At 66.1% G+C, this 23386-nt stretch carries 23 protein-coding genes and 1 pseudogene; 7 read left to right on the top strand and 17 right to left on the bottom strand.

Annotated features, from left to right (window positions below):
• The first annotated feature begins 36 nt into the window (after positions 1-36).
• Both AAFF27_04575 and AAFF27_04570 read left to right on the top strand, forming a co-directional pair.
• Positions 37-1167: a J domain-containing protein gene (locus tag AAFF27_04575; protein XAH24470.1), complete on the top strand. Its 1131-nt coding sequence runs from the start codon at positions 37-39 to the stop codon at positions 1165-1167.
• 77 nt (positions 1168-1244) lie between these two features.
• Positions 1245-2912, top strand: coding sequence for an NAD(P)/FAD-dependent oxidoreductase (locus AAFF27_04570; protein XAH24469.1), 1668 nt, complete (start codon positions 1245-1247; stop codon positions 2910-2912).
• A 74-nt stretch (positions 2913-2986) separates the two neighbouring features.
• On the opposite strand, the gene AAFF27_04565 is transcribed toward AAFF27_04570, so the two are convergent.
• Positions 2987-3979 (bottom strand): tripartite tricarboxylate transporter substrate binding protein, encoded by a 993-nt coding sequence (locus AAFF27_04565; protein XAH24468.1) that lies wholly within the window; start codon positions 3977-3979, stop codon positions 2987-2989.
• Between the two features lie 38 nt (positions 3980-4017).
• Entirely contained in the window at positions 4018-5418 is a 1401-nt protein-coding gene (locus AAFF27_04560) for a M20 family metallopeptidase (GenBank protein XAH24467.1), read from the bottom strand.
• 105 nt (positions 5419-5523) lie between these two features.
• On the opposite strand from AAFF27_04560, the gene AAFF27_04555 reads away from it, so the two are divergent.
• On the top strand, positions 5524-6477 hold the full coding sequence (locus AAFF27_04555; protein XAH24466.1) for a LysR family transcriptional regulator: 954 nt from the start codon (positions 5524-5526) through the stop codon (positions 6475-6477).
• A gap of 7 nt (positions 6478-6484) precedes the next feature.
• Here AAFF27_04555 and AAFF27_04550 read toward each other — a convergent pair.
• The 8 genes from AAFF27_04550 to AAFF27_04515 form a co-directional block, all read right to left on the bottom strand.
• Positions 6485-7617, bottom strand: a protein-coding gene (locus AAFF27_04550) for an IS630 family transposase (GenBank protein ID XAH24465.1) whose coding sequence is annotated in 2 segments (ribosomal slippage) — positions 6485-7185 and positions 7185-7617 — 1134 coding nt in all. Because the reading frame shifts where the segments join, the coding sequence is not laid out codon by codon here.
• 53 nt (positions 7618-7670) lie between these two features.
• Positions 7671-7802, bottom strand: coding sequence for a hypothetical protein (locus tag AAFF27_04545; protein XAH24464.1), 132 nt, complete (start codon positions 7800-7802; stop codon positions 7671-7673).
• A gap of 18 nt (positions 7803-7820) precedes the next feature.
• Complete coding sequence (locus AAFF27_04540; GenBank protein XAH26160.1) at positions 7821-8549, bottom strand: amino acid ABC transporter ATP-binding protein; 729 nt, start codon at positions 8547-8549, stop codon at positions 7821-7823.
• 23 nt (positions 8550-8572) lie between these two features.
• Positions 8573-9307, bottom strand: a complete 735-nt coding sequence (locus tag AAFF27_04535; GenBank protein ID XAH24463.1) for an amino acid ABC transporter permease — start codon at positions 9305-9307, stop codon at positions 8573-8575.
• A 3-nt stretch (positions 9308-9310) separates the two neighbouring features.
• Complete coding sequence (locus AAFF27_04530) at positions 9311-10009, bottom strand: amino acid ABC transporter permease (protein XAH24462.1); 699 nt, start codon at positions 10007-10009, stop codon at positions 9311-9313.
• Between the two features lie 27 nt (positions 10010-10036).
• Positions 10037-10855, bottom strand: a complete 819-nt coding sequence (locus tag AAFF27_04525) for an ABC transporter substrate-binding protein (GenBank protein ID XAH24461.1) — start codon at positions 10853-10855, stop codon at positions 10037-10039.
• A gap of 38 nt (positions 10856-10893) precedes the next feature.
• Positions 10894-12090: a pyridoxal phosphate-dependent aminotransferase gene (locus AAFF27_04520; GenBank protein ID XAH26159.1), complete on the bottom strand. Its 1197-nt coding sequence runs from the start codon at positions 12088-12090 to the stop codon at positions 10894-10896.
• A gap of 54 nt (positions 12091-12144) precedes the next feature.
• Positions 12145-12810, bottom strand: a complete 666-nt coding sequence (locus tag AAFF27_04515; GenBank protein ID XAH24460.1) for an RraA family protein — start codon at positions 12808-12810, stop codon at positions 12145-12147.
• Between the two features lie 124 nt (positions 12811-12934).
• On the opposite strand from AAFF27_04515, the gene AAFF27_04510 reads away from it, so the two are divergent.
• Positions 12935-13870: a LysR family transcriptional regulator gene (locus AAFF27_04510; GenBank protein XAH26158.1), complete on the top strand. Its 936-nt coding sequence runs from the start codon at positions 12935-12937 to the stop codon at positions 13868-13870.
• Between the two features lie 3 nt (positions 13871-13873).
• Here the strand turns inward: AAFF27_04510 and AAFF27_04505 are convergent, their stop codons facing one another.
• Both AAFF27_04505 and AAFF27_04500 read right to left on the bottom strand, forming a co-directional pair.
• Entirely contained in the window at positions 13874-14272 is a 399-nt protein-coding gene (locus tag AAFF27_04505) for an OsmC family protein (GenBank protein ID XAH24459.1), read from the bottom strand.
• 57 nt (positions 14273-14329) lie between these two features.
• Complete coding sequence (locus AAFF27_04500; GenBank protein XAH24458.1) at positions 14330-14797, bottom strand: winged helix-turn-helix transcriptional regulator; 468 nt, start codon at positions 14795-14797, stop codon at positions 14330-14332.
• Between the two features lie 29 nt (positions 14798-14826).
• Between AAFF27_04500 and AAFF27_04495 the strand changes: the two are divergent.
• The 3 genes and pseudogenes from AAFF27_04495 to AAFF27_04485 all read left to right on the top strand — a co-directional run bounded on the left by AAFF27_04495 (position 14827) and on the right by AAFF27_04485 (position 18371).
• Positions 14827-16224: pseudogene (locus AAFF27_04495) on the top strand (D-amino acid dehydrogenase).
• Positions 16221-17348: an alanine racemase gene (gene alr / locus AAFF27_04490; GenBank protein XAH24457.1), complete on the top strand. Its 1128-nt coding sequence runs from the start codon at positions 16221-16223 to the stop codon at positions 17346-17348. Before AAFF27_04495 ends, alr begins: the two are co-directional and overlap by 4 nt.
• An 81-nt stretch (positions 17349-17429) precedes the next feature.
• Positions 17430-18371, top strand: a complete 942-nt coding sequence (locus AAFF27_04485) for a GSU2403 family nucleotidyltransferase fold protein (protein ID XAH24456.1) — start codon at positions 17430-17432, stop codon at positions 18369-18371.
• Between the two features lie 2 nt (positions 18372-18373).
• Here AAFF27_04485 and AAFF27_04480 read toward each other — a convergent pair whose 3' ends face one another.
• From AAFF27_04480 to AAFF27_04460, 5 genes are all read right to left on the bottom strand, one after another.
• Positions 18374-19267, bottom strand: coding sequence for an ABC transporter permease (locus tag AAFF27_04480; protein XAH24455.1), 894 nt, complete (start codon positions 19265-19267; stop codon positions 18374-18376).
• The gene (locus AAFF27_04475; GenBank protein ID XAH24454.1) at positions 19264-20136 is read right to left on the bottom strand and encodes an ABC transporter ATP-binding protein; all 873 of its coding nucleotides are present in this window, start codon (positions 20134-20136) and stop codon (positions 19264-19266) included. The genes AAFF27_04480 and AAFF27_04475 overlap by 4 nt, the downstream gene beginning before the upstream one ends.
• A gap of 4 nt (positions 20137-20140) precedes the next feature.
• Positions 20141-21100, bottom strand: coding sequence for an ABC transporter substrate-binding protein (locus AAFF27_04470; GenBank protein ID XAH26157.1), 960 nt, complete (start codon positions 21098-21100; stop codon positions 20141-20143).
• Positions 21101-21188: 88 nt separating this feature from the next.
• On the bottom strand, positions 21189-22199 hold the full coding sequence (locus tag AAFF27_04465; protein XAH24453.1) for an ABC transporter substrate-binding protein: 1011 nt from the start codon (positions 22197-22199) through the stop codon (positions 21189-21191).
• Positions 22200-22345: 146 nt separating this feature from the next.
• Positions 22346-23251, bottom strand: coding sequence for a TauD/TfdA family dioxygenase (locus AAFF27_04460; GenBank protein XAH24452.1), 906 nt, complete (start codon positions 23249-23251; stop codon positions 22346-22348).
• Positions 23252-23386 lie beyond the last annotated feature (135 nt).

Raw genomic sequence — 23386 nt, 5'->3', positions numbered from 1 at the left:
AAACTTTGGCGGCACAGAAGCGCCCGCCCCTTTGACATGACATCGCTTTCCCACCTCAGCATTGCCCCGCAGCCCGGGCAAGCCACGCTGTCCCCAGCGCAGAAGAAATTCAACACCCTGATCCGCAAGATCGAGGTGCAGCGCAAGCTGCTGGCCGACTGGCAAGAGGCCATTCCCGCCTACCAGCAGCGCCGGGCCCAGAACTTCGAACCGCTGGCGGGCACCTACCGCGCACTGCACATCGACCTGGTGCATTTTCTGGATCAGGCCTCTGACCAAAAAGGACTGAGCAAAGCCGACCGCCAAACCCTGGGCGAACTGGTCTGCGAGCTGGCCGAGAGCCTCATGGGCGGCGCAGAAGACGAGGCCATGAAGGCGCTCTACAACCGGCACAGCGCCGACGGCGACTTCGACGCCCGCGAGCAAGAGGCGCGGGAAGCGATCAAGGCCCAGGTCGAGGAAAGCTTTGGCGTGGAGCTGGGCGACGACCTGGACCTGGATTCGCCCGACGAGATGCTGCGGCGCCTGCAGGAACAAATGCAGGCCCGGCAGGCAGAGGCTGCCGCCGCGCAAGAGCAGCACCGCAGCAAGCGCAAGAAAACCGCGCGCCAGATCCAGCAAGAGCAGGCCCAGCAGCAAGAGCAGCAACAAATCGGCCAGTCGGTGCGCGAGGTCTATCGCAAGCTGGCCAGCGCCCTGCACCCCGACCGCGAAACCGACCCGCAAGAGCGCGAACGCAAAACCGCGCTGATGCAGCGCGTGAACCAGGCCTATGCCAGCAACAATCTGCTGGACATGCTGCAGTTGCAGCTGGAGGTCGAGCAGATCGACCAGCAGCACATCCAGGGCCTGGGCGAAGAGCGGCTGCGGCGCTACAACCAGGTGCTGGCCGAGCAGTTGTCCGAGCTGCAGCAGGAAGCGCTGGACACCGAGCGGTCCTTCATCTACCGCTTTGGGCTATCGCCCTACGACCGGCTGACGCCGGCCAAACTGCCAGGCCAATTGCGCAGCCAGACGCTGCAGCTGCAGCGTGACATCCAGCAGATGCGTTTGCAGCGCAAGGCGCTGGAAGACATCAAAGGCCTCAAGCACTGGCTCAAGCACCAGCGCCAATTGGCAGCCGAAGCCGACGCCATTCCTGACGACCTGTTCGACCTGTTTCGGTAGCCACGGCGCCGTCCGCGCTCCCGTATCATGTGCGCCCCTTGCGAACCTTCTGCCCGATCACCACGGGCCCGCCGCACATGATCCGCCTCTCAGAAATCAAGCTGCCGCTCGACCACGCCGAGCTGGCCCTGCCCCAGGCCGTTGCCACCGCACTGGGCGTTGCGCCCGAGGCCATTGCCCAGGTCCACGTGCACAAGCGCAGCTTCGACGCGCGCAAGGTGGACCTGCTGCAGGTCTACATCGTCGACGTGACCCTGACCGACCCGGCCGCCGAGGCCGCGCTGCTGGCCCGCCACGACAAGCACCCGCACATTGCCGCCACGCCCGACATGGCCTGGTACCCGCCGCCAGCCGCGCCGGCTGGCCTGCCGCTGCGGCCTATCGTGGTCGGCTTCGGGCCCTGCGGCATCTTTGCCGCACTGGTGCTGGCGCAACTGGGCTTCAAGCCACTGGTGCTGGAGCGCGGCAAGACCGTGCGCCAACGCACCCGCGACACCTGGGGCCTGTGGCGCAAGAACACGCTCAACCCGGAATCCAACGTGCAGTTTGGCGAAGGCGGCGCCGGCACCTTCTCCGACGGCAAGCTCTACAGCCAGATCAAGGACCCGCGCCACCTGGGCCGCAAGGTGATGGAGGAGTTCGTCAAGGCCGGCGCGCCGCCAGAGATCCTCTACGTCGCGCGCCCGCACATCGGCACCTTCAAGCTGGTGAAGGTGGTGGAGAACATCCGCGCGCAAATCGTGGCGCTGGGCGGCGAGATCCGCTTCGAGCAGAAGGTGACCGACGTGCAGATCGAAGACGGGCAGATGCGCGGCCTTACCGTGCTCGACCAGGCCACCGGTGCCGTACAGCAACTGCGCGCCGACCACGTGGTGCTGGCGCTGGGCCACAGCGCGCGCGACAGCTTCGAGATGCTGCACCGCCGCGGCGTGCACATCGAGGCCAAGCCCTTCTCCATCGGCTTTCGGGTGGAACACCCGCAGGGCCTGATCGACCGCGCGCGCTGGGGCCGGCATGCCGGCCACCCGCTGCTGGGCGCGGCCGACTACAAGCTGGTGCACCACGCGAGCAATGGGCGATCCGTCTACAGCTTCTGCATGTGCCCGGGCGGCACCGTGGTCGCCGCCACCAGCGAGCCCGGCCGCGTCGTCACCAACGGCATGAGCCAGTACTCACGCAACGAGCGCAACGCCAATGCCGGCATCGTGGTGGGCATAGAGCCCAGCGATTACCCCAGCGACTACCAGCACATCGATGTACCACCCGAGGCGCAAGGCAAGCCCCACGCGCTGGCCGGCATCGAATTGCAGCGCCAGCTCGAATCCAATGCTTTCGTACTCGGCGGCGGCAGCTACGAGGCGCCGGGCCAACTGGTGGGCGACTTCGTCGCCGGCCGGCCCTCTACCGAATTCGGCACGGTGCAGCCCAGCTACAAGCCCGGCGTGCGCCTGGGCGACCTGCACGCCGCCCTGCCCGCCTACGCCATCGAAGCCATGCGCGAAGCCTTCCCGGCCTTCGCCCGCAAGATCAAGGGCTTTGACCTGCCCGACGCGGTGCTGACCGGTGTGGAAACACGCACCTCGTCCCCCATCCGCATCACGCGCGGCGAAGACTTCCAGAGCCTGAACGTGCGCGGCCTGTACCCCGCCGGCGAAGGCGCGAGCTACGCGGGCGGCATCCTGTCGGCCGGCGTCGACGGCATCAAGGTGGCGGAGGCTGTGGCGCGTGGGGCCTTGAATTCATAACTATCAAATAGATAGCTAGAAGCCCAGGCCCCACCTGGGCAAAAGGCACTTTTTATTCAAAAGTGCCGCCGCACTCAATCCACCACGATATGCGCGCGCTGCGCCAGTGCGCGGTAGCGCGCGATCTCATCGTCGATCTGCTGGCGCAACGCCTGCGGCCCTAGCAGCACGGCGTCCATGCCCTGGGTCTGCAGCTGCGTCTTCATGTCGGGCTCGGCCATGGCGGCGGTGATCTCGCGCAGCAGGCGGTCTTGCACGGCCTTGGGCGTGCGGGCGGGGGCTGCTATGGCGTACCAGGCGTCGAAGGTGGCTTCGGGCATCTTCAGCTCGGCCATGGTGGGCACCTGCGGCAGTGCGCTGGCGCGGCTGGGGCCAAGGATGGCCAGCGCGCGGACCTTGCCGCCCTTGACCTGCGGCACCACGCTGGCGGCAGAGTCCAGGTGCAGCTGCAGCTCGCCGCCGATCAACGCCATCATGGCGTTGGAGCTGCCGCGATAGGCCACATCCTGCAGCTTGATGCCGGCGGTGATGGACAACAGCTCGCCCGCCAGGTGCGGCGCAGAGCCGGCGCCAAAGGTGGCGTAGTTGAGCGCGCCGGGCGCGGCCTTGGCGGCAGCGATCAACTCCGCCACCGAGTGGTAGGGCGAGGACGCGCTCACGCACAGCACCAGCGGCGTGCGCGCGATCATGGCCAGCGGCGCCAGGTCCTTGGTCGGGTCGTAGGGCAGCTTGGGCCGCAGCGCCGGGTTCACCGTGTAGCTGGTCGAGCCCGACACCAGCAGCGTGTAGCCATCGGGCTCGGCCTTGGCCACGGCGTCGGTGCCGATCACGGTGGCCGCGCCGGGCTTGTTCTCGACCACCACCGGCTGGCCCAGCCGCACGGTGAGCTTCTGCGCCAGGGCGCGCGCCACGATGTCGGTGCCGCCGCCGGGCGAGAACGGCGCCACCAGCTTGATCGGCTTGGCCGGCCAGGCGTCGGCCGCCAGCGCGGGCAGCGCGGCGCTGCCCGCCAGGGTGGCAACGGCCATGCAGAGCTGGCGACGGTTCAAAGGCATGGAACGGGTCATGGGAACTCCTGCGGGAATGGTGGGAGAGAAGCGTGGGCTCAAGCGGCTACGGGCCAGGGCGCGGTGCCGGCCTCGCCCAGGTCCCAGTAGAGGCCGGCCATGATCTGCAGGCCTTCGCGCGCGATGGGCGCCAGCAGGTGCTCGTTGGGCGCGTGCTGGGCACAGGCCGGGTAAGAGTGCGGCACCCACAGCGTGGGCAGGCCCAGCAGCTCGGCAAACACATCGTTGGGCAGCGAACCGGCCAGGTTGGGGATCACGGTGGGCCGCTGGCCGCTGCTGCGGGCGATGGAGTCCTCGGCCCAGGCCACCCAGGGGTTGTCCAGGTCCAGCCGCGTGGCGGCGCCGGTGAGCGTGATCTGCACCTCGACCTCATCAAAGCCATGGGCGTCCAGGTGCGCGCGCACGATGGACTGCAGCTCTTGCCAGCGCGTGCCCACCACAAAGCGCAGTTGGCAGTGCGCCACGGCCTCGGGCGGGATGGCGTTGACCGGGCGCTGCGGCGTGCCGGCGCCCAGCGCCAGCACCTCCAGCGTGTTCCAGGCCATCAGGCGCTCGGCCGGGCTTAAGCCCGGCTCGCCCCAGCCTTCGCTCAGGGCCGGGTCGCCTGGGTCAGTGCCGATCGGCACATCGGCCAGCACGCGGCGCACCGATGCCGGTATGGCCGGCGGCCGCAAGGCATCCACCGTGATGCGGCCATGCCGGTCGGCCAGCGTGGCCACGGCATGGGCCAGGATGGTGGCCGGGTTGGCCAGCACGCCGCCCCAGTTGCCCGAGTGGTAGCCGCGATCGCGGCTCTTCAGGCGCAGGCTGAAGTTGATCGCGCCACGCGATCCCAGAAACAGCGTTGGCCGCCCGGCCTGCACGCGCGGCCCGTCGCAGGCCAGGAACAGATCGGCGCGCAGTGCCTTGCGGTGCAGCGTGCAGACTTCGCGCAGGCCGGGCGAGGCGGCTTCTTCGCCCATCTCCAGCAGCACCGTCACGTTGTAGCCCAGGCGCCCGCCGCGCGCGGCAATGGCTTGCTCCAGCGCCGCCAGGTTGACCGTGTGCTGGCCTTTGTTGTCGGCGGTGCCGCGGCCGTACCAGTGTTCGCCCTCCACCGTCAGTTCCCACGGGTTCAGGCCGGCGCGCCACTGGCTGTCCTGGCCGCTGACCACGTCGCCGTGGCCGTAGGTGAGCACGGTGGGCAAATCCGCGTCTTCGATGCGGCGCGCAATCAGGAAGGGGCCGCCGCCCGGCACCGGGTTGTCCACCACGTTGCATTCAAAGCCCAGGCGCTGCAGGTCCGGCACCATGTCTTCGTGCAGGTAGTGCGCCAGCGCGGGCGGCGCGCTGCCGGTATCGCTCTCGGTGCGCAGGGCCACGCGGCGCTGCAGATCGTGGCGGAAACGGCCGTCGTCGAAATAGGCGGCGGCAAGGGACAGGCAGTGGTCGCGGTGCATGTGGGGCAGGTTTTGATGAGCAGACAAGCAAGTCTGGGACCGGATAGGCCATGCAACAATGAGAGATTAAGCAAGCCTCGTTGCCTTAAAGAGAACGACACCCTCATGCAGCTGCAGTTCTTCAGCATCCCGGTGCGCTACTTTCTGGAAGTGGCAGAGGCCGGCTCGGTCAGTGGCGCCTCGCGCCGGCTGCACGTGGCGGCGTCTGCGGTGAGCCGGCAAATCGGCAAGCTGGAAGACGCGCTGGGCCTGCCTCTGTTCGAGCGTCAGGCCTCCGGCATGGCGCCGACCGAGGCCGGCTCCAGCCTGCTGGCCCACCTGCGCGCCAGCCATGAAGAAGCCGACCGCGTCGCGCGCCGGCTGCAGGGCCTGGCCGAGCAGGCCGCGCAGCAGGTGCGCGTGGCCTGCACCGAAGGCTTTGCCGCCGGCCTGATGCCGCGCGTGCTGCAGGCTTTTCGCAGTACGCACCCGCAGATCCAGGTCGAGCTGCACGTGCTGCCGCCAGCCGAGGTCAGCGCGCGGCTGCAGCAAGGCGAGCTGGACCTGGGCCTGAAGTACTGCGTAGAGCCCGAACCCGGCCTGGCCGTGCTGCACAGCATGCGCGCGCCGCTCTACGCGCTGATGCTGCCCGGCCACCCGCTGGCGCGGCAGCCCAAGCTGAGCGTGGCCGAGGCGGTGCGGCACCCGCTGGCCCTGGGCTCGCGCGGCATGACCGGGCGCCAGCTGTTCGACATGGCCTGCAGCGTGCAGGGCCTGCAGTACCGCACCTCTTGCACCTGCAACTCGTCATCGCTGCTGCTGGCGCAGCTGCGCGCGGACGAGATCATGATCGCCGGCTTTCACACCGGCATGCACCTGGTGGCCAGCGGCCAGCTGGTGGCCGTGCCTTTCTCCGATGCCTCGATGCGCCAGCGCATGCTGCAGGTGCTGGCCGTGCAGGGCCGGCCATTGCCGGAGTTGCACCGGCAGTTTGCGGATGTGCTGGCCGAAGGACTGGGCGAGGACAGAAAGAACCGCAAGGCGCTGCGGGCCGGCCGTGCGCGCGCAGCCAGGCCCTAGTGTCGCGTCAAGCCTCAATAGTCGGATAGAGCCTGAGCAACTTGACCCGAGCATCCTCAGAGGTGAACTGCCAGTTGATCTTGGCCTTGAGGTTGTCGCGGCGCTGCTGCCAGGCGGCAACCTCCGAGCGCATGGTCTCGATAGAGTCGATACGCCGGTCCAGGCATTGGCCAATCATCACGTTGAGTTCAATCTCGGCCATGTTGAGCCAACTGCCGTGCTTGGGCGTGTAGACAAACTCGAAGCGATCCCACAATGCCTTGGCCTCTTCGGGCACAAACGTCTCGTAGAGTGCGCCCGCAGTGTGGGTGTTCAAGTTGTCCATGACCAGGGTGATGCGCTGCGCCTCGGGCCAGGCCTGGGCTATTTCCTTGACGAAGTGCGCCCAGTCGGGTTTTGTCTTGCGTTCGGTGACCTGCGTGATGCGCCGTCCCGCCAATGGCTCACAGGCCATGAAGACGTTGCAGTGGCCCTGGCGCTCGTATTCGTAGTCCTCGCGCGCAGGCCGCCCAGGTGCAGCTTCTATCGGCTGGCGCGTCTGGCCTATCAGTTGGCGCGGCGTCTCGTCCATGCACACCACCGGGTGTGCGGGGTCGTAGGGGCGGCAGTAGACGTCAAGCACTTGCTCCATCGCCGCCACGAAGGCCGCGTTGTCCTTGGGCGGGATCACCCAGCCAATCTTGCGCCAGGGCTTGAGTTCGTTTTTTGAAGGGTTTTGCGCACCGTCTCGTGCGACAGGCTGTCTGCGTAGGAGAGCTCGACCGCCCGATCGGCCAGCAGTCGCAGGCTCCAACGGGCGCTGCCCTGCGGAGGCTCGCCGCAGCTCAGGGCGATCAGGCGAGCCTCTAGCTCGCCATCGATCTTGCGCAGGTAGCTGCGCTCGGGCCGCTTGCGCTGCAGTGCGGCTGGCAGACCTTCTTCCACCATGCGCTTCTTGAGCCGGTCTATCTTGCGCTCGCTCACGCCCATTAACTGGGCGATCTCGCTGTTGGTCTTGTGCTCGCGGCTGCTGTGCGAGCGGTCGCAGTTGAGCAGGATCAAGGCATTGATCACTCCGCTTGTCTTGTGCGCTCCCTTGCGTGTCAGCGCGCTCAGTTGCTCCCGCTCTTCCGGGCTCAGATTGACTGTGTAATGCTCCATCCCTCTATTGTCTTCTCCCGACGTTTTAGGATTGACGCGACACTAGTGTCGCGTCAAGCATGATCTGCCGGTGTGCGCTTGCCCTCGCCGCGCATCGCTGCGTTGCAGCCCTTGCCCAGGCGTAAAGCCTGGGCTGCGGCCTGCGCCTTGCGCTGCACGCCGATGCCTTCGCACCCATCCTTCACCTCACGCTTGACGCGACACTAGTGCGAGCGCAGATCGGCCAAAAACCTGCGTGCCCGCTCACTACTGGGGTTTGAGAAGAACTCCTGCGGCGAGCCGGTTTCCACCAGGCTGCCATGGTCCATGAACCAGACGCGGTCTGCCACCTCGCGGGCAAAGTTCATTTCGTGCGTGACGCACATCATGGTCATGCCCTCGCGCGCCAGCGACTTCATCACCTGCAATACCTCGCCCACCATTTCTGGATCAAGCGCACTCGTGGGTTCATCGAAGAGCATGGCCGGTGGGTCCATGGCCAGGGCCCGGGCGATGGCCACGCGCTGCTGCTGGCCGCCGGACAACTGCCCGGGAAACGCATCGGCCTTCGAGGCCAGGCCCACACGCTCGAGCAGCTCCAACGCGCGGGCGCGGGCCTCTGCGCGCTTCTGCCTGCGCACGTTGACAGGGCCCAGCATGATGTTCTGCGCCACCGACAGATGCGGGAACAGGTTGAAGCTCTGAAACACAAAGCCGACCTGGCTGCGAAAGCTGTTGATGTCCAGCGAGGGCTCGTTCACGTCCTGGCCGTCGAAGTGGATGCTGCCGCTCTGGATGTCTTCCAGGCGGTTCACGGTACGGATCAGCGTTGACTTGCCCGAGCCCGAAGGCCCGCACACCACGACGACTTCGCCCTTGCGCACATCGGCGCTGATGCCGTGCAAGGCGCGGTACTCGCCGTACCACTTGTTGACGTCCTGGAAGGCGATCAGGGGCGGCTTGCTCTGCGGCATGTTCATATGGCAACAGTGGATTGGTTTGGCGCAATGCGGCAGTTGCTCTCGCGCCGCGCGGTGATGCGGCGCTCCAGGAAACGCGCCAGTTGCGTCAGCGAGAAGCACAGGCAGAAATAGATCAGCGCCAGGATGAAGTACACCTGAAACGGCTGCGTCATGAGCGAGCTGTTGATCTGGTTGGCCGCAAAGGTCACCTCGTTCACGCTGATCACGTAGCCCAGCGAGGTCTCCTTGATGGTCGAGACGAACTGGCTGACCAGCGCCGGCACCATGTTGTAGAGCGCCTGCGGCAGAAGCACCTTCACCATGGTCTGCATATAGCTCAGCCCTACCGCACGCGCGGCTTCGGTCTGGCCTTTGGGCAGGCCCTCGATACCGGCGCGCACGATTTCGGCCAGATAGGCCGCCTGGTAGATCACCAGGGTGATCACCATGGTGGTGAAACCGCTCACCGTGCGCCCGATCAGCACAGGCACGAAGAAATAGACCCAGAAGATGAACATCAGCAGCGGCACGCCGCGCACCACATAGATCAGCGCCGCCGCAGGCCTGCGCAGCCAGCCGAATGCGCTGATGCGCGCCAGCGCGATCGCAACCCCAAGGGGAAACGCCAACAGCAGTCCCAGCACGGACAGAACCAGGGTGATTGCCAGTCCGCCCAGCGGCCCGCTCGGATACTGGCCAACCAGAAGCAGCACGCCGTACTCGCGCAGGATGGAAAAGAGGCTGTCCACGGCTTACCTCGCTCGGATGCGGTAGCGGTTTTCCAGGCCAGCACCGGCGATCATGATCAGCACCGATACGCCCAGATAAATCATGGTCGAGAGCAAGTACACCTCCACGGTCTTGAACGACTGGCTCTCGATCTCCCGTGTGGCGTAGGTCAGCTCGGCCACGCCCACAGTCATGGCCAGGCTGGTGTTCTTGAACAGCAGAACCGTATGGCTCACCAGGGTGGGCAGTGCGATCCGCAGCGCCTGCGGGATCACCACCAGGCGCGATGCCTGCAGATACGAAAGGCCCATGGCGCGCGCCGCCTCCAGCTGCGACTTGGGGATGGACCGTATGCCCGCGCGCAAGCCTTCAGAGACATAGGCCGCCATGCACATGCCAATGGCGATGAAGGCCAGAAGAAACTCGCTGTTGTGTGCATTGAGCCATTGCTGCCAGGATGGCGGCAACAGCGCCGGCATGCCGAAGTACCAGAGGAACACCTGCACCAGCATGGGCACGTTCTGGTGGTACTCGACATAGCCCGCCACGGCGGCTTTTGCCACGCGGCCGCCGCCCATGCGCACCAGCGCCAGCGCGGTCCCCAGGGCCATCGCAAACAGCCATGCCAGGAGCGTGAGCTCGAACATGGTGAGAACGCCGTTCAGAATCCACTGCGGGTATTCACCCCGCAACAGCACCGAGAAGTCGAGCTTGCTACCCACAGTTGCTCCCTTGTTGCAGCGCGCGGATCAACCCTTGATCGGCTCGATCTTGAAGCCGCGCTGCATGTTGTAGGCAGTCCCCGCGCCCAGCCACTTGTTGAAGATCTGCAGCGCTTCGCCGGACTTCTCCATCGCCCGCAGCGTGGTGTTCACGTGCTGAATGAAGCCCGTCTCTTCCTTGCGCATGCCGACACCCCAGGGCTCCAGCACCAGCGAGGGTTCGAGCATGACGATGGGCACGGTGCTTTCGGACTGCTGACGAAACTTCACAAGGTTGAGCTCGGACAAGGCAAACCCCTCCACCTTGCCTTGCTGCATCGCCAGGAAGGCGCTTGGAGGGTCCTGGAAGGTGATGGTGCTCGCCCCCGGAATCAGCTTGCGCACCAGTTGCTCTGAGCTGGAGCCCTTGACGGCACTGACGCGCTTGCCGCTCAGGTCCTTGAGGCTGCTGAAGCCACTGTCCTTGCGCGCCGCCACCTTCTGCTCGCTGGCAAAGTACTGGTCGCTGAAGGCGATCTGCTCGGCCCGCTCGGGGCTCCATCCCAGGTTGGCAATCACGGCATCGACCCGGCCCTGCTGCAGTTCGGGGACGCGCGCCGCCACGGAGATGAGCTTCAGCTCCAGCTTAACGCCGAGCGACTTCGCCAGTGCCCGGCAGAAGTCCACGTCATAGCCTTCGACCTCGCGCGTCTGCGCATTGGAGAAGCTGAAGGGCTCCGCCGTACCCAGGGTGCCGCAGACGAACACGCCCTTGGATTTGATATCCGCCAATTGGTCTGCCCAGGCCATGTTGGCCAGCAAGGCCAGGCAGGCGCCGGCGACAAGGGTCGAAACGGTTTTCTTCATGGGTACGCTCCAGACAGCTTTTTGAGAACGAGGGGGCTTCAGGAAAGATCGCGCAGTGCGGCCTGCAGGGCGCTGCAGCCTTGCTCGATGACCTCGATCGAGGTGGCAAAGGACATGCGCAGGTGCTGGGGCATCCCGTACGAGGCACCATCGATGGTGGCCACGCTGGCATGCTCCAGGAAGTAGTGCACGACATCAACGTCGGAAGCCAGCACGGTCCCCGTGGGCGTGACGCGCCCGATCAATCCGGCCACGCTGGGAAAGACATAGAAGGCGCCATCCGGCGGCGAACAGTCAACACCCGGCAGCGCCTGCAGCAGTTGCACCATGCGGTCCCTGCGCCGTCCGAACAAGGCCGCGGCGTCCGCTACCGAATCCTGCGGGCCATCGAGCGCCACCACCGCAGCCGCCTGGGACATCGCGCTGGGGCAGGAGGTGCTCTGGGACAGCAGCATGGTGATCGCCTTGACCAAGGCCACCGGGCCCGCGCCATAGCCAATGCGCCATCCCGTCATGGCATAGGCCTTGGAGACACCGTTGATCACCAGGGTGCGCCCGGCCAGCTCCGGGGCCACGTTCAAGAGTGAGACATGCTCGGCATCGCCGTAGACGAAGTGCTCGTAGATCTCATCCGTCAGCAGCCAGACCTGCGGATGCCGCCGCAGCACATCCCCAAGCGCTGCCAGTTCATGGCGGGTGTAGACCGCACCCGTGGGGTTGTTGGGCGTGTTGAGTACCAGCCAGCGCGTGCGCGGGCTGATGGCCGCCTCCAGCGCCGCGGGCGTCAGCTTGAAGCCATCACTCGCCTGGCTTGGCACGACGACCGGCTTGCCGCCATGCAGCGCCACCATGTCGGGGTAAGACACCCAGTACGGCGCGGGCACGATGACCTCATCGCCCTCGTTCAGCGTGGCGGCAAAGGCGTTGTAGATGATGTGCTTGGCACCATTGCCGACAACGATGTTCTCGGGCTTGAACGCCAGTGCGTTCTCGCGCAGCAGTTTGTCGGCAATCGCCTGCCGCAGGGCGGGCGTGCCGCTGGAGGCGGTGTAGCGGGTATGCCCCGCCATGAGGGCCGCCACGCCGCCGTCCACGATGTGGCGTGGGGTCGGGAAATCAGGCTCGCCAATGGTGAAATCGATGATGTGCCGCCCGGCGGCGCGCAGCGCATCCACGCGGGTCTTGGCCGCCATGCTGGGCGAGGGTTTGACGCCACCAAGGCGCTGGGCCAACAAAGTGCTCACAAGTGCTCCAAAAAATGGGGGAAGACAACGGGATGGCCGGCAGGCTCAAAGCCCGTGTGGTCCAAGCGCCTTGGTGAGCCAGGATTGCTCGACCCGGCCATTGGCGATCTCGGCCTTGATGGCCTCTTCGAAGCGCGCGGTCTGTTCTATGGCGGCAAGCAGGCGCGGCGCATCGGACTGCGGAAAGCTCACGATGCCGTCCTCGTCGCCCAGCACGATGTCGCCGGGTTGGACCAGTTGCCCGCCCACGCAGACAGGGACGTTGACCGCACCAGGCCCGTTCTTGTAGGGCCCGCGGTGGCTGGCCGCGCGCGCATAGCAGGGGAAGTCCGCGTCACGGAAGGCGGCTGTGTCCCGGATGGCGCCGTCGACGACGATGCCCGTACAACCCCGCTGCTGCGCATAAAGCATGATGAGTTCACCGACCAGGGCATTGGTGGTGTCACCACCGCCATCGATCACCAGCACATGGCCCGGGCGGGCGCCCATCAGGGCCTTGTAGACCAGCAGGTTGTCGCCAGGGCGGGTCTTGACCGTGATGGCCGTGCCCAGCAGTTTGCGCTGCCGGTGGAAGCGCCGCAGGCCCACGATGCCGCTCAGGCGCTGCAGGTTGTCGCTGACATGCGGAGTGGCCACTTGCGCGAAGCGCGCCAACACCTCTTCCGGTGCCAGGGCCGGCGCCGGGTGGACTGAAAAACCAGAAGAAACCATCTCGCCAATGCCTCGTTCAATTCAACGACGGCATTGTGAAAGTTGCCTAAAATTTCAAAAAGCGATTTTTTCCACTCGGTTTTGTGGAAAAAAAGGAAACCAACCAGGGTATTGCCTAGCCATGATGACCTTCAAGCAGTTAGAGGCCCTCTATTGGGTGGTGCAACTGGGTGGCTTCTCCCAGGCGGCCCAGAAACTGCACACATCCATCTCTGCCGTGTCCAAGCGGGTGCAAGAGCTGGAGACCAGCTTCGACCTTCAGCTCTTCGACCGCACGCAGCGCACGGCGCGCCTGACGGAAAAGGGGGAAGAGATGTTTGTTCTGGCCAGGAAGCTGCTGGAGCAAAGGGACCTGGCCATCGACCAGATCGGCAAGCCCGAAGTCATCGAGCGCAGGGTGCGCATCGGCGTGACGGAATTCACCGCCATGACCTGGCTGCACCGGCTGGTCGAGGCCATCCAGCGTTACTACCCCAAGGTCACGATCGAGCCCGATGTGGACGCCAGCGGCAGCCTGAAAGACAAGCTGCTGGCGGATGAGCTGGACATGGTGCTGGTGCCGGACGTTTTCTCAGAGGTACACCTGCCGAGCCAGGTCATCGGGGAATTCTCCAACGTCTGGATGTGCAAGCCGGGCTTTGTCGAGGCCGGCAAGGTGTTTCGCCTGCATGAGCTGGCCACGCGCCGCCTGCTGCTGCAGGGGAGCAAATCAGGCGCCGGCACGGCCCACAACAGCTGGATGAAAGCCCTGGGCGTGCAGCCGTCCAATGTCATCATCGTCAACAACCTGGTGGCCATGATGGGCCTCACGGCTTCCGGCCTGGGGATTGGCTGCATGCCTGAGAAATGCCTGGCGCCCATGGTGGCGAACGGCTCGCTGATGGTGGTGCCCAGCACTCCCGCACCGCCGCCAATGAAGTACGTGGCCATGTACAAGGGCGAGCAGCGAAGCACGCTGATTTCCTCCATCGTCATGCTGGCGCAGGAGTGCTGCGACTTCACCAGGATGTTCGACGTGTCGTCGGCGGAGCCTGGCAAGGCTGACGCGCCGCTGCTCTGAGCGTCAGAGCCAGCCGGTTTCTATCTCGGTCTTCACCTCGGTCATGAGCTTGTGCACCGGGCACTTGCCCGCCACGCGCAGCAGTTCCTCGCGCTGCGCCTCGGTCAAATCACCGCTCAGGCGCAGGCTGGACCTGAGGCGGTAGACGCCCTTGCGCTCCTCGCTGTCGTCGCGGTCGACCACGACCTCGATGTCTTCCACCGGGATGCCCTTGCGGCGCGCGTAGACCAGCACGGTGAGCGCCTTGCAGGCCGCCAGCGATGCGTCGTAGAGATCATGCGGCTCGGGGCCGGCGTCCTCGCCGCCAAGCGCCGCAGGGACATCGACCGCGATCTCATGGTTGCGGATCTTGAGGATGTGGCGCGTGCCGGAGGTACCGTCGCGGTGGATCGAAATGCTCATACCAGTGTCCTTGTCAAAAAGGTGTGGAGGGCTGCAAGGCGACAGTAAAACAGAAGCTCAGCGGTCCACCGCCAGAAACAGGCTCTCTTTGACCTCTTCCATCACCACGTAGCTGCGCGACTCGGCCGTCACTGGCAGCTTCTTCAGGATGTCGCCCAGCAGGTGGCGGTACTCGCCCATGCCACGCAGGCGGAACTTGACCAGGTAGTCGAAGTCGCCCGACACCAGGTGGCACTCCATCACCTCGGGCATGTGCAGCAGCTCGCGCCGCACCTTCTCGAACACGTCGCCAGACTTGGCCGAGAGCTTGATCTCGACAAACACCAGCAGCGTCTTGCCCAGCGCCTCTGGGGCGACACGCGCGTGGTAGCCGGTGATGACGCCCTCGCGCTCCATGCGCCGCACACGCTCGGTGCAAGGCGAGGCCGACAGGCCCACCTGCTCGGCCAGTTCGGTCATGGACATGCGGCCCTGGCGCTGCAGCAGGTCGAGGATCTTGCGGTCGGTGCGGTCGAGTTCGGGCATTTCACTTCCAGGCGGGCGGATGCACCGCAAAAACAGTGGCTTGGCCAGCATTTCACCAGAATAACCATGGAATCCACTGCATCACCTTTCTTAAAGTTGCGGAATCCACTGAATCCAGAGCACACACCATGAAAGTCCTTGTCCTTGGCGGCGGCGTCATCGGCACTTCCACCGCTTACTACCTGGCCCGTGCGGGTGCGGAAGTCACCGTGCTCGACCGCCAGGACGGCCCCGCGCGCGAAACCAGCTTTGCCAACGCCGGCCAGGTGTCGCCCGGCTACTCCACGCCCTGGGCCGCGCCGGGCATCCCGCTCAAGGCGCTGAAGTGGATGCTGCAGCGCCGCCACGCCCCGCTGGCGGTACGGCCCGACGGCAGCCTGTTCCAGTTGCGCTGGATCGCCGCCATGCTGGCGCAGTGCAGCACCGGGCGCTACGCCATCAACAAGGAACGCATGATGCGGCTGGCCGAGTACAGCCGCGACTGCCTGCGCGAGCTGCGCGCAGACACCGGCATTGAGTACGAGCAGCGCACCCAGGGCACGCTGCAGCTGTTCCGCTCCCAGGCGCAGGTAGACGCGGCGCAACTCGACATCGCCGTGCTGAAGGAATGCGGCGTGCCCTTTGCGCTGTTGGACCGCGACCAGCTCGCCAGCGTCGAGCCAGCCCTGGCCGCCGCGCGTGACCGGCTCGCCGGCGGCCTGCAGTTGCCCGGCGATGAGACCGGCGACTGCCAGCTCTTCACCGAGCGCCTGGCCGGTTTGGCGCGCAACCTGGGCGTGGATTTCCGCTTTGGCAGCGCGGTCGATGGCCTGCTCACCGAAGGCGGCCGCATCACCGGCGTGCGCAGCGGTGGCCAGGTGCTGACGGCGGATCGCTATGTGCTGGCCTTTGGCAGCTACTCGCGCGACGCGCTGCTGCCGCTGGGGCTCGACCTGCCGGTGTATCCGGTCAAGGGCTATTCGCTGACCGTGCCGCTGCTGGATGCCAGCCGCGCACCGCAATCCACCGTGCTGGACGAGACCTACAAGATTGCCATCACCCGCTTCGATGACCGCATCCGCGTCGGCGGCATGGCCGAGCTGGGCGGCTTCGACCTGCGGCTGGACCCGCGCCGGCGCGAAACCCTGGAATGGGTCACCAACGACCTGTTCCCCGGCGGCGACCTGCCGCAAGCCAAGTTCTGGACCGGCCTGCGCCCGATGACGCCCGATGGCACGCCCATCGTCGGCGCCACGCGCTACCCCAATCTGTTCCTCAACACCGGCCACGGCACCCTGGGCTGGACCATGGCCTGCGGTTCGGGCCGGCTGCTGGCCGACCTGGTCGGCGGGCGCAGCCCCGGCATCCGCGCTGATGATCTGGCCATAGCCCGCTACCGCCGCGCCAGCAGCGCACCCCTGCCCACCGTGGCCGGAGCCGCCGCGTGACGCCATCGAGCCGCCCCAGCCGCGCCCTGATCGACGTGGCCGCGCTGCGCCACAACTACACGCTTGCGCGGCAACGGCATGGCGGCCGCGCACTGGCGGTGCTCAAGGCCGATGCCTACGGCCACGGCGCACTGGCCTGCGCCCGCGCGCTGGAAGATTTCGCCGACGGCTTTGCCGTGGCCTTCCTGGACGAGGCCCTGGCCTTGCGCGAAGGCGGCATCCGTCAGCCGATCCTGGTGCTGGAAGGCGTGTTCGCCGCGCACGACCTGGAAACCGCGCGCGCCTGGGGCCTGTGGCTGGTGGTGCACCACGACGAGCAACTGCGCATGCTGGAGCAGGCGCCCGCCGCCGTGCGCGGCCTGCAGATCTGGCTCAAGCTCGACAGCGGCATGCGCCGCGCCGGCTTCCCGCTGCACGCGGCGCACGAGGCGCATGCGCGCCTGGCCGCTTGTCAGGGCGTGGATGAGATCGTGCTCATGAGCCACTTCGCCCGCGCCGACGAGCCCGATTGCCCGACCACCGCGGCCCAGATCGCCGCCTTCGACCAGGCCACCGCCGGCCTGCCGGGCGCGCGCAGCCTGTGCAATTCGGCCGGCGTGCTGGCCTGGCCGGCCGCCTACCGCGACTGGGCACGGCCCGGCGTGCTGCTGTACGGCGCCGACCCCATCGCCAATGCCGAGCACGGCCTGCGCCCGGTGATGACGCTGGAGAGCGAGGTCTTCGCCACGCGCGTGCTGCACCCCGGCGATGCGCTGGGCTACGGCGGCAGCTTCACCGCCGAGCAGCCCTGCCGCGTCGGCCTGGTGGCCATTGGCTACGCCGACGGCTACCCGCGCCGCGTGCCCACCGGCACGCCGGTGGCCATCGACGGCCACCTGGCCCGCACCATAGGCCGCGTCTCCATGGACATGCTCACCGTAGACCTGAGTTTGCTGCCCTCGGCCGGCATTGGCAGCCGGGTCGAGCTGTGGGGCGCGCAAGTCTCCGTCAACACCGTGGCCGAAGCCGCAGGCACGCTTGCCTATGAGCTGCTATGCCATGTGCAGCGCGTGCCGTTGGTGTACCGGGGTATGCCGCCCTTGGGGGCGCCGGCCGCGCTGGTGCGAGCAATGCACCCAGCCTAAACACCCGTTCTGGCTGGACTTGTCGAAGGCCTGCCTACAAAATTCACCGTATAAAATTCAATTTTTAAATTGGCACGGTGAATGGACTACATCCCTCTCCCTGACAACGCTGCGCGCCAGGCCATCGACTCTTTCACCATCTTCACGGAATGGCGCAAGGCGGTCATGGCTGCACGCCCGTACGCTGGCGGGATGTACTTCAAGAAAGAAGGCGCCTACGAGTATCTGGTGAAGACAGCGCCGAACAACCAGCAGCAGCGCCTGGGCCGGCGCACGCCGGATACGGAAGCCACCCTCGACGCCTTCACACGCAATAAACGCAGCACCGAAGAGCGCCGCAAGTCGCTTGATGAAGCGCTGATCGAAGCCACTCGGCTGAACAAGGCGCTGAAAGTCGGTCGCGCACCAAACATCGTCGTCTCCGTGCTCAATGCGCTCGAAGATGCGGACCTGGGCCAACACTTCACCGTGGTAGGCACGCATGCGCTGTACGTCTACGAGACCGCAGCATCCGTGCGAATCGTGCAGGGTGCGCTTGCGACACAAGACGTAGACCTGCTCTGGGACGCCCGCAAGCGCGTGCAATTCCTGGCCACCATGCAGCGCCTGCATCGCTCGGTGCTCAGCGTGCTGCAGGAGGTCGAGCCAACGTTCCGCCGCATGGACGACCAGTTGGAGACCGCCATCGACGCCAAGGGCTTCCAGGTCGACTTCCTGCGCCGGGAGACCGCGGAGGGTGACCAACACCCCTTCCGCTTCACAGACGACGAAGAGGACCTCTGGCCGGTCCAGGCTCGGCGCGCCGAGCAATTCCTGAGCGCCCCGCGCTTCGAGCAGCCCGTCATTTCCACGACGGGCCGCATGGCGCTTGTGCGCACGGTAGACCCGCAAGTCTTCGTCGACTTCAAGCGCTGGATGTCTGGACTACAGGACCGGCCGCCAGGCAAGCGCCGGCGCGATGAGCGTCAGGCTTCCATCGTGCAAAAGCTGCTCGACGAAGGCCTGCTGCGGGCGAGCGCGTAGGCCTAGCGCTGCTGCCCCCAGCGCTGCACCGTCAGCCGCTCCAGCGTGCGAAAGCCCAGGCCTTCCACCAGCAGCCCGATCAGGATCACCATCACCAGGCCGGCAAACACCTTGTCGGTGTACAGCTCATTGCGGTTCTGGAAGATGTACCAGCCCAGCCCGCCCTTGCCGGACGAGGCGCCAAACACCAGCTCGGCCGCGATCAGGGTGCGCCAGGCAAAGGCCCAGCCAATCTTCAGCCCCGACAGGATCGCCGGCAGCGCGGCCGGCACCAGGATTTGCAGCACGTAGCGGATGCCGGTGAGCCCGTAGTTGCGCCCGGCCATGCGCAGCGGCTCGGGCACCGACTGAAAGCCGGCATAGGTCGCCAGCGCCAGCGGCCACAGCACCGAATGCACCAGCACGAACACCAGGCTGCCCTGCCCCAGGCCAAACCACAGCAGCGCCAGCGGCAGCAGCGCAATGGCCGGCAACGGGTTGAACATGGCCGTCAGGGTCGACAGCAGGTCGCGCCCCAATTGGGTGGACACCGCCAGCGTGGTCAGCACAAAGGCGCCGAAGATCCCCGCGAGATAGCCCTTGAGCAGCACCGAGAGCGAAATGGCGGTCTTGTCGATCAGCTCGCCTGAGGCCAGGCCCTCCACCAGCGCCCGCGCGGTCTGCAGGAAGGTGGGCAGCAGCAGGTCGTTGTCCTGCCAGCGTGCAAGCAGCTCCCACAACACGGCCAGCACCGCCAAGATCACCAGCCGCCGCAGCCAGGCCTGTTGCCAGATGCGCGCGCCCAACGGCAGTGGCTGCGTTGGCGCCACGCCCACCAGCGGTGGCAGCGCGTGTTCGACTTCAGGCCGCACCGGCGGTACGCGGGCCGGGGCCAGGGTGGAAACAGGTGCAGTCATACGGCGATCTGAAAAGGGGGCGAGCCGGATGGACGGATGACGGCCGGCCCGGTGAGTCGGCCACCGGCGCGCAGATCGGCCTCGACCGAGCCCGGCACTACCGCGCCCGGCTCATCAAACAGCAGGCGGTGAATGCGCTGCGCGGTGGCCTGGAACTCCACGCCGCCCAGGCTTTGCAAATCGAACTGGTGGCTGTTGAGCTCGGCCCGCAGGCGGCCCGGGTGCGGCGACAGGATGGCGATGCGGTTGCCCACCACCAGCGCTTCTTCAATGGAATGGGTGACAAAGATCAGCGTGAAGCGGAACTCGTCCCACAGTGCCAGCAGCTCTTCCTGCATGCGGCGGCGCGTGAGCGCATCCAGCGCGGCAAAGGGCTCGTCCATCAGCAGCACCTGCGGCTGCATGGCCAGCGCGCGCGCAATCGCCACGCGCTGCTTCATGCCGCCTGAGAGCTGATGCGGGTGCACGTCGGCAAACTTCGACAGGCCGACCTTGTCCAGATAGAGCGCCGCGCGCTCGGCCGCCTCGCGCCGGCTGCAGCTGCGCGAGGCCAGCAGCGGGAACATCACGTTCTCGCGCACCGTCTTCCAGGGCGGCAGTTGGTCAAACTCCTGGAACACCACGACCCGGTCCGGCCCCGGCCGGGTCACGCTGCGGCCGGCCAGGCGGATCTGCCCTTCGGTTGGCGCGATGAAACCGGCAATGGACTTCAGCAGCGTCGACTTGCCGCAGCCCGAGGCCCCCAGCAACACAAAGCGATCCGCCTCATGCACGTCGAAAGACACGCGGTGCGTGGCGCGCACCACGCGCTGCGGCGTGCGGTAGTCGATGCTGACGCCATCGACCTGCAGCAAGGCATTGGTAGCCACGCGCTCAGCTCCCGGGCTGGGCCCAGGCTTCCTCGAAGAAATAGTCCTTCCAGGAAGCGGCGCTGTTCTTCAGCACGCCAAGCTTGGACAGCTCTTCGGCATAGACAAAGCTCTTCTGCGGCGACACGGTGAAATCGTTCTCCGGGTCTTCGACAATGCGGCGCACAAAATCCAGCGGCAGCTTGGACTTCTGCACGCGGATGAAGGTCTCTGCCGCCTGCGTCTTGTTGGCGCGAATCCACTGCGCGGCCTCGGTCAGCGCGGCGTAGAAGGCCTTGTAGGTCTTGGGGTTCTCGTCGTGAAATTTCTGCGTGGTGTAGAGCACGTTGAAGGTCGCCGGGCCACCCAGGATGTCGTAGGAACTGAGCACCTTGTGCACGTTCTTGTTGGCATCCAGCGCCTGGTAATAGAAGGGCGCGCTGGAGAAATGCGCGTTGATCTCCGAGCCCCCCGCGATCAGCGCGGCCGTTGCCTCCGGATGCGGCAGGCTGACCGAGAGCCGGTCAAAGCGCTTGAAGTCGTCCTTGCCAAACACGCGCGCGGTCTCGATCTGCAGCGTGCGCGACTGAAAGCCGGTGCCCGCCGCCGGCACCGCGATGCGGTCCTTGTCGCTGAAGTCTTTCAGCGTCTTTACCGCCGGGTTGTTGCTGAGCAGGTAGTTGGGCAGCGAGCCCAGCGCTGCCACCGCCTTCACGTTCTGCTTTCCCTTGGTGCGGTCCCACAGCGTGAGCATCGGCGGCACGCCGGCCGACACCACGTCCAGCGAGTTGGCCAGCAGCGCCTCGTTCATGGCGGTGGCGCCCGATATGCTGTTCCACTCGACCTTGATATCCACGCCGGCCTGCTTGCCGTGCTTCTCTATCAGTTGCTGGTCGCGCACCACGTCGAGGATCAGGTAGGCAATACCAAACTGCTGGGCGATGCTGATGCGGCCTTCAGCATGCGCGGTGCCAGCCGTGGCCATGAGGCTGGCCACGGCCAGTGCCGAGCCGGCTGCGCGCAGGAAGCGGGAAAACAAAGGTGTCATGGTGGATACCGTCAGATGGAGGGGATCAGTTGCCCGACGCCACATGCGCGTCGTCGAAGAAGTAGTCCTTGACCGACTTGGGCTCGTTCTTGATGGCGCCCACGCGGTGCATGAACTGGCCCAGGGCCAGCGTGTTCTGCGGCTCGACCTTGAACTGCACTTCGGGGTTCTTGATGATCTTCAGCAGCAGCTCGCGGTCCGTCTTGGCGCCGCTCACCTTCAGGTAGATGTCGGCCGCCTTCTCTGGGTTGGCGGCGATGAACTTGGCCGACTCATCCAGCGCGTCGACGAAGGCCTTGTAGGTCTTGGGGTTCTCGGCGCGGAACTTCTCCGTGGCGTAAAGCACCGTGGCCGAGGCCGGGCCGCCCATCACGTCATAGGAATTGAGCACGATCCTGGCGTTGGGGTTGCCGGCCAGCTCCTGCTCCTGGAACGGCGGGTTGCCAAAGTGGCCGCTGATCTCGGTGCCGCCCTTGATGATGGCCGCTGCCGCATCAGGGTGCGGCAGTGCCACGCTGATCTTGTCGAGCTTGGCGTACTCCTTGTCGCCCCAGAGCTTGGCCGAGGCGAACTGCAGCACGCGCGACTGCACCGACACGCCCACCGCCGGCACCGCGATGCGGTCCTTGTCGGTGAAGTCGGCAATCGTCTTCACGCTCGGGTTGTTGCTGACCAGGTAGTAGGGGAAGTTGCCGAGCGAGGCCACGCCCTTGACGTTCTGCCGGCCCTTGGTGCGGTCCCACAGCGTGAACAGCGGCCCGACACCGGCGCCGGCGATCTCGACATTGCCCGACAGCAGCGCATCGTTGACGGCGGAGCCGCCCGAGAGCTTCAAAAATTCGACCTTGATGTCCACGCCCGCGGCCTTGCCATGCTTCTCGATCAGCTTCTGGTCCTGCGCCACGTTGAGCAGCAGGTAGACGATGCCGAACTGCTCGGCAATGCGCAACTGGCCCTCTGCATGCGCAGCAAGGCTGCTGGCGAGAAGGCCCAGACCAGTGACGAGCGCAGCGGCGCGGCGAGTGAAGCGATTCATGCAAGGACTCCAGGTTGTTTCTTTTTCAAGAACACCGCGGAACTGGCTTCGCCAGGCCGCAGGTGTTGCCCCCTTCGACAGGCTCAGGACAGGCTCCTGCAAGGGGGAAGGCGATAGCGACACGCAGTGCGCGAAGCCTGGGGGTGTTACGAAGTGCCGCTACCTTCAACCGTCGTGCGGTAGAGCTTGCGGCGCAGATGGTCGGGCGTGCCGGCGGCCAGGTGCATCACCGAGCGGTTGTCCCAGAACACCATGTCATGCGGCTGCCAGACATGGCGGTAGACGTGCTCGGGCTGCACGCTGAGCGCAAACAGCTCATCGAGCAGCGCACGACTCTCGTCCTCGGGGATGCCGACGATGCGGGTGGTGAAATGCTCGCTGACGAACAGCGCCTTGCGGCCGGTCTCCGGGTGCGTGCGCACCACGGGATGCACGGCGGGCGCCACTTCATCGATCTGCTGCTGCGTGAGCTTGGGCCGCCACGGGCTGCGCGCGCGCAGTTCCTCGTACTTGGCCAGGTAGCTGTGCTCGGCACGCAGGGGCGCGATGGCGGTTTTGAGCGCTGCGGGCAGCGCGTCATAGGCGCTGTGCTGGTTGGCGAACAGCGTGTCGCCGCCTTCGGCCGGCAGCTCTTGCGCGTGCAGCAGCGAGCCCAGGCTGGGCTTGTCCTTGTACGACAGGTCCGAGTGCCAATAGTGGCCGGCGTCGCCCAGGCCAATTGGCTGGCCGGCGTCGTCCTTGATGTTGGAGACGATCAATATCTCTGGATGGCCTGCAAGCTGGAAGCCCTTGAGCACATGGATCTGCAGCGGCCCGAAGCGGCGGCTGAAGGCCACCTGCTCGGCCGGCGTGATGCGCTGCTCGCGGAACACCAGCACATGGTGGTCCAGGTGGGCGCGGTGCAGGCGGCGAAAGTCCTCATCCGACACCGGCCGCGACAGGTCCAGCCCCAGCACCTCGGCGCCCAGCGCGTCGGACAAGGGCCGCACGGCGAAATCCTGCGGGGCCGCGCTGGCGGCAGCGAAAGGCGGGGGAGCAAGGGCAGCAGACATGCGCTCAATGTATGAAGCGCCGCTTGTTTTGGGAAACGCTGTTTCCGCAGATGCTTATGCAAAAAGCGCTGCATGTCATCATTCCGCCTCGTCAAAACCCCTCTTGAGGAAAAAACCATGGCGCTGTTTTGCTGG

Source organism: Xylophilus sp. GW821-FHT01B05 (genome assembly GCA_038961845.1).
GTDB lineage: Bacteria > Pseudomonadota > Gammaproteobacteria > Burkholderiales > Burkholderiaceae_C > Xylophilus.
Note: the sequence above shows the minus strand (reverse complement) of the source record. Positions and strands in the feature narration are given on the sequence as shown.

What these genes read in the sequence shown, in the direction of transcription:
- AAFF27_04460 (XAH24452.1), bottom strand. Translation starts at nt 23,251, where the DNA reads ATGTCTGCTGCCCTTGCTCCCCCGCCTTTCGCTGCCGCCAGCGCGGCC.
- AAFF27_04525 (XAH24461.1), bottom strand. Translation starts at nt 10,855, where the DNA reads ATGAAGAAAACCGTTTCGACCCTTGTCGCCGGCGCCTGCCTGGCCTTG.
- AAFF27_04485 (XAH24456.1), top strand. Translation starts at nt 17,430, where the DNA reads ATGGACTACATCCCTCTCCCTGACAACGCTGCGCGCCAGGCCATCGAC.
- AAFF27_04575 (XAH24470.1), top strand. Translation starts at nt 37, where the DNA reads ATGACATCGCTTTCCCACCTCAGCATTGCCCCGCAGCCCGGGCAAGCC.
- AAFF27_04565 (XAH24468.1), bottom strand. Translation starts at nt 3,979, where the DNA reads ATGACCCGTTCCATGCCTTTGAACCGTCGCCAGCTCTGCATGGCCGTT.
- AAFF27_04465 (XAH24453.1), bottom strand. Translation starts at nt 22,199, where the DNA reads ATGAATCGCTTCACTCGCCGCGCCGCTGCGCTCGTCACTGGTCTGGGC.
- AAFF27_04560 (XAH24467.1), bottom strand. Translation starts at nt 5,418, where the DNA reads ATGCACCGCGACCACTGCCTGTCCCTTGCCGCCGCCTATTTCGACGAC.
- AAFF27_04515 (XAH24460.1), bottom strand. Translation starts at nt 12,810, where the DNA reads ATGGTTTCTTCTGGTTTTTCAGTCCACCCGGCGCCGGCCCTGGCACCG.
- AAFF27_04505 (XAH24459.1), bottom strand. Translation starts at nt 14,272, where the DNA reads ATGAGCATTTCGATCCACCGCGACGGTACCTCCGGCACGCGCCACATC.
- AAFF27_04470 (XAH26157.1), bottom strand. Translation starts at nt 21,100, where the DNA reads ATGGCCACGGCTGGCACCGCGCATGCTGAAGGCCGCATCAGCATCGCC.
- AAFF27_04480 (XAH24455.1), bottom strand. Translation starts at nt 19,267, where the DNA reads ATGACTGCACCTGTTTCCACCCTGGCCCCGGCCCGCGTACCGCCGGTG.
- AAFF27_04510 (XAH26158.1), top strand. Translation starts at nt 12,935, where the DNA reads ATGACCTTCAAGCAGTTAGAGGCCCTCTATTGGGTGGTGCAACTGGGT.
- AAFF27_04570 (XAH24469.1), top strand. Translation starts at nt 1,245, where the DNA reads ATGATCCGCCTCTCAGAAATCAAGCTGCCGCTCGACCACGCCGAGCTG.
- AAFF27_04555 (XAH24466.1), top strand. Translation starts at nt 5,524, where the DNA reads ATGCAGCTGCAGTTCTTCAGCATCCCGGTGCGCTACTTTCTGGAAGTG.
- AAFF27_04500 (XAH24458.1), bottom strand. Translation starts at nt 14,797, where the DNA reads ATGCCCGAACTCGACCGCACCGACCGCAAGATCCTCGACCTGCTGCAG.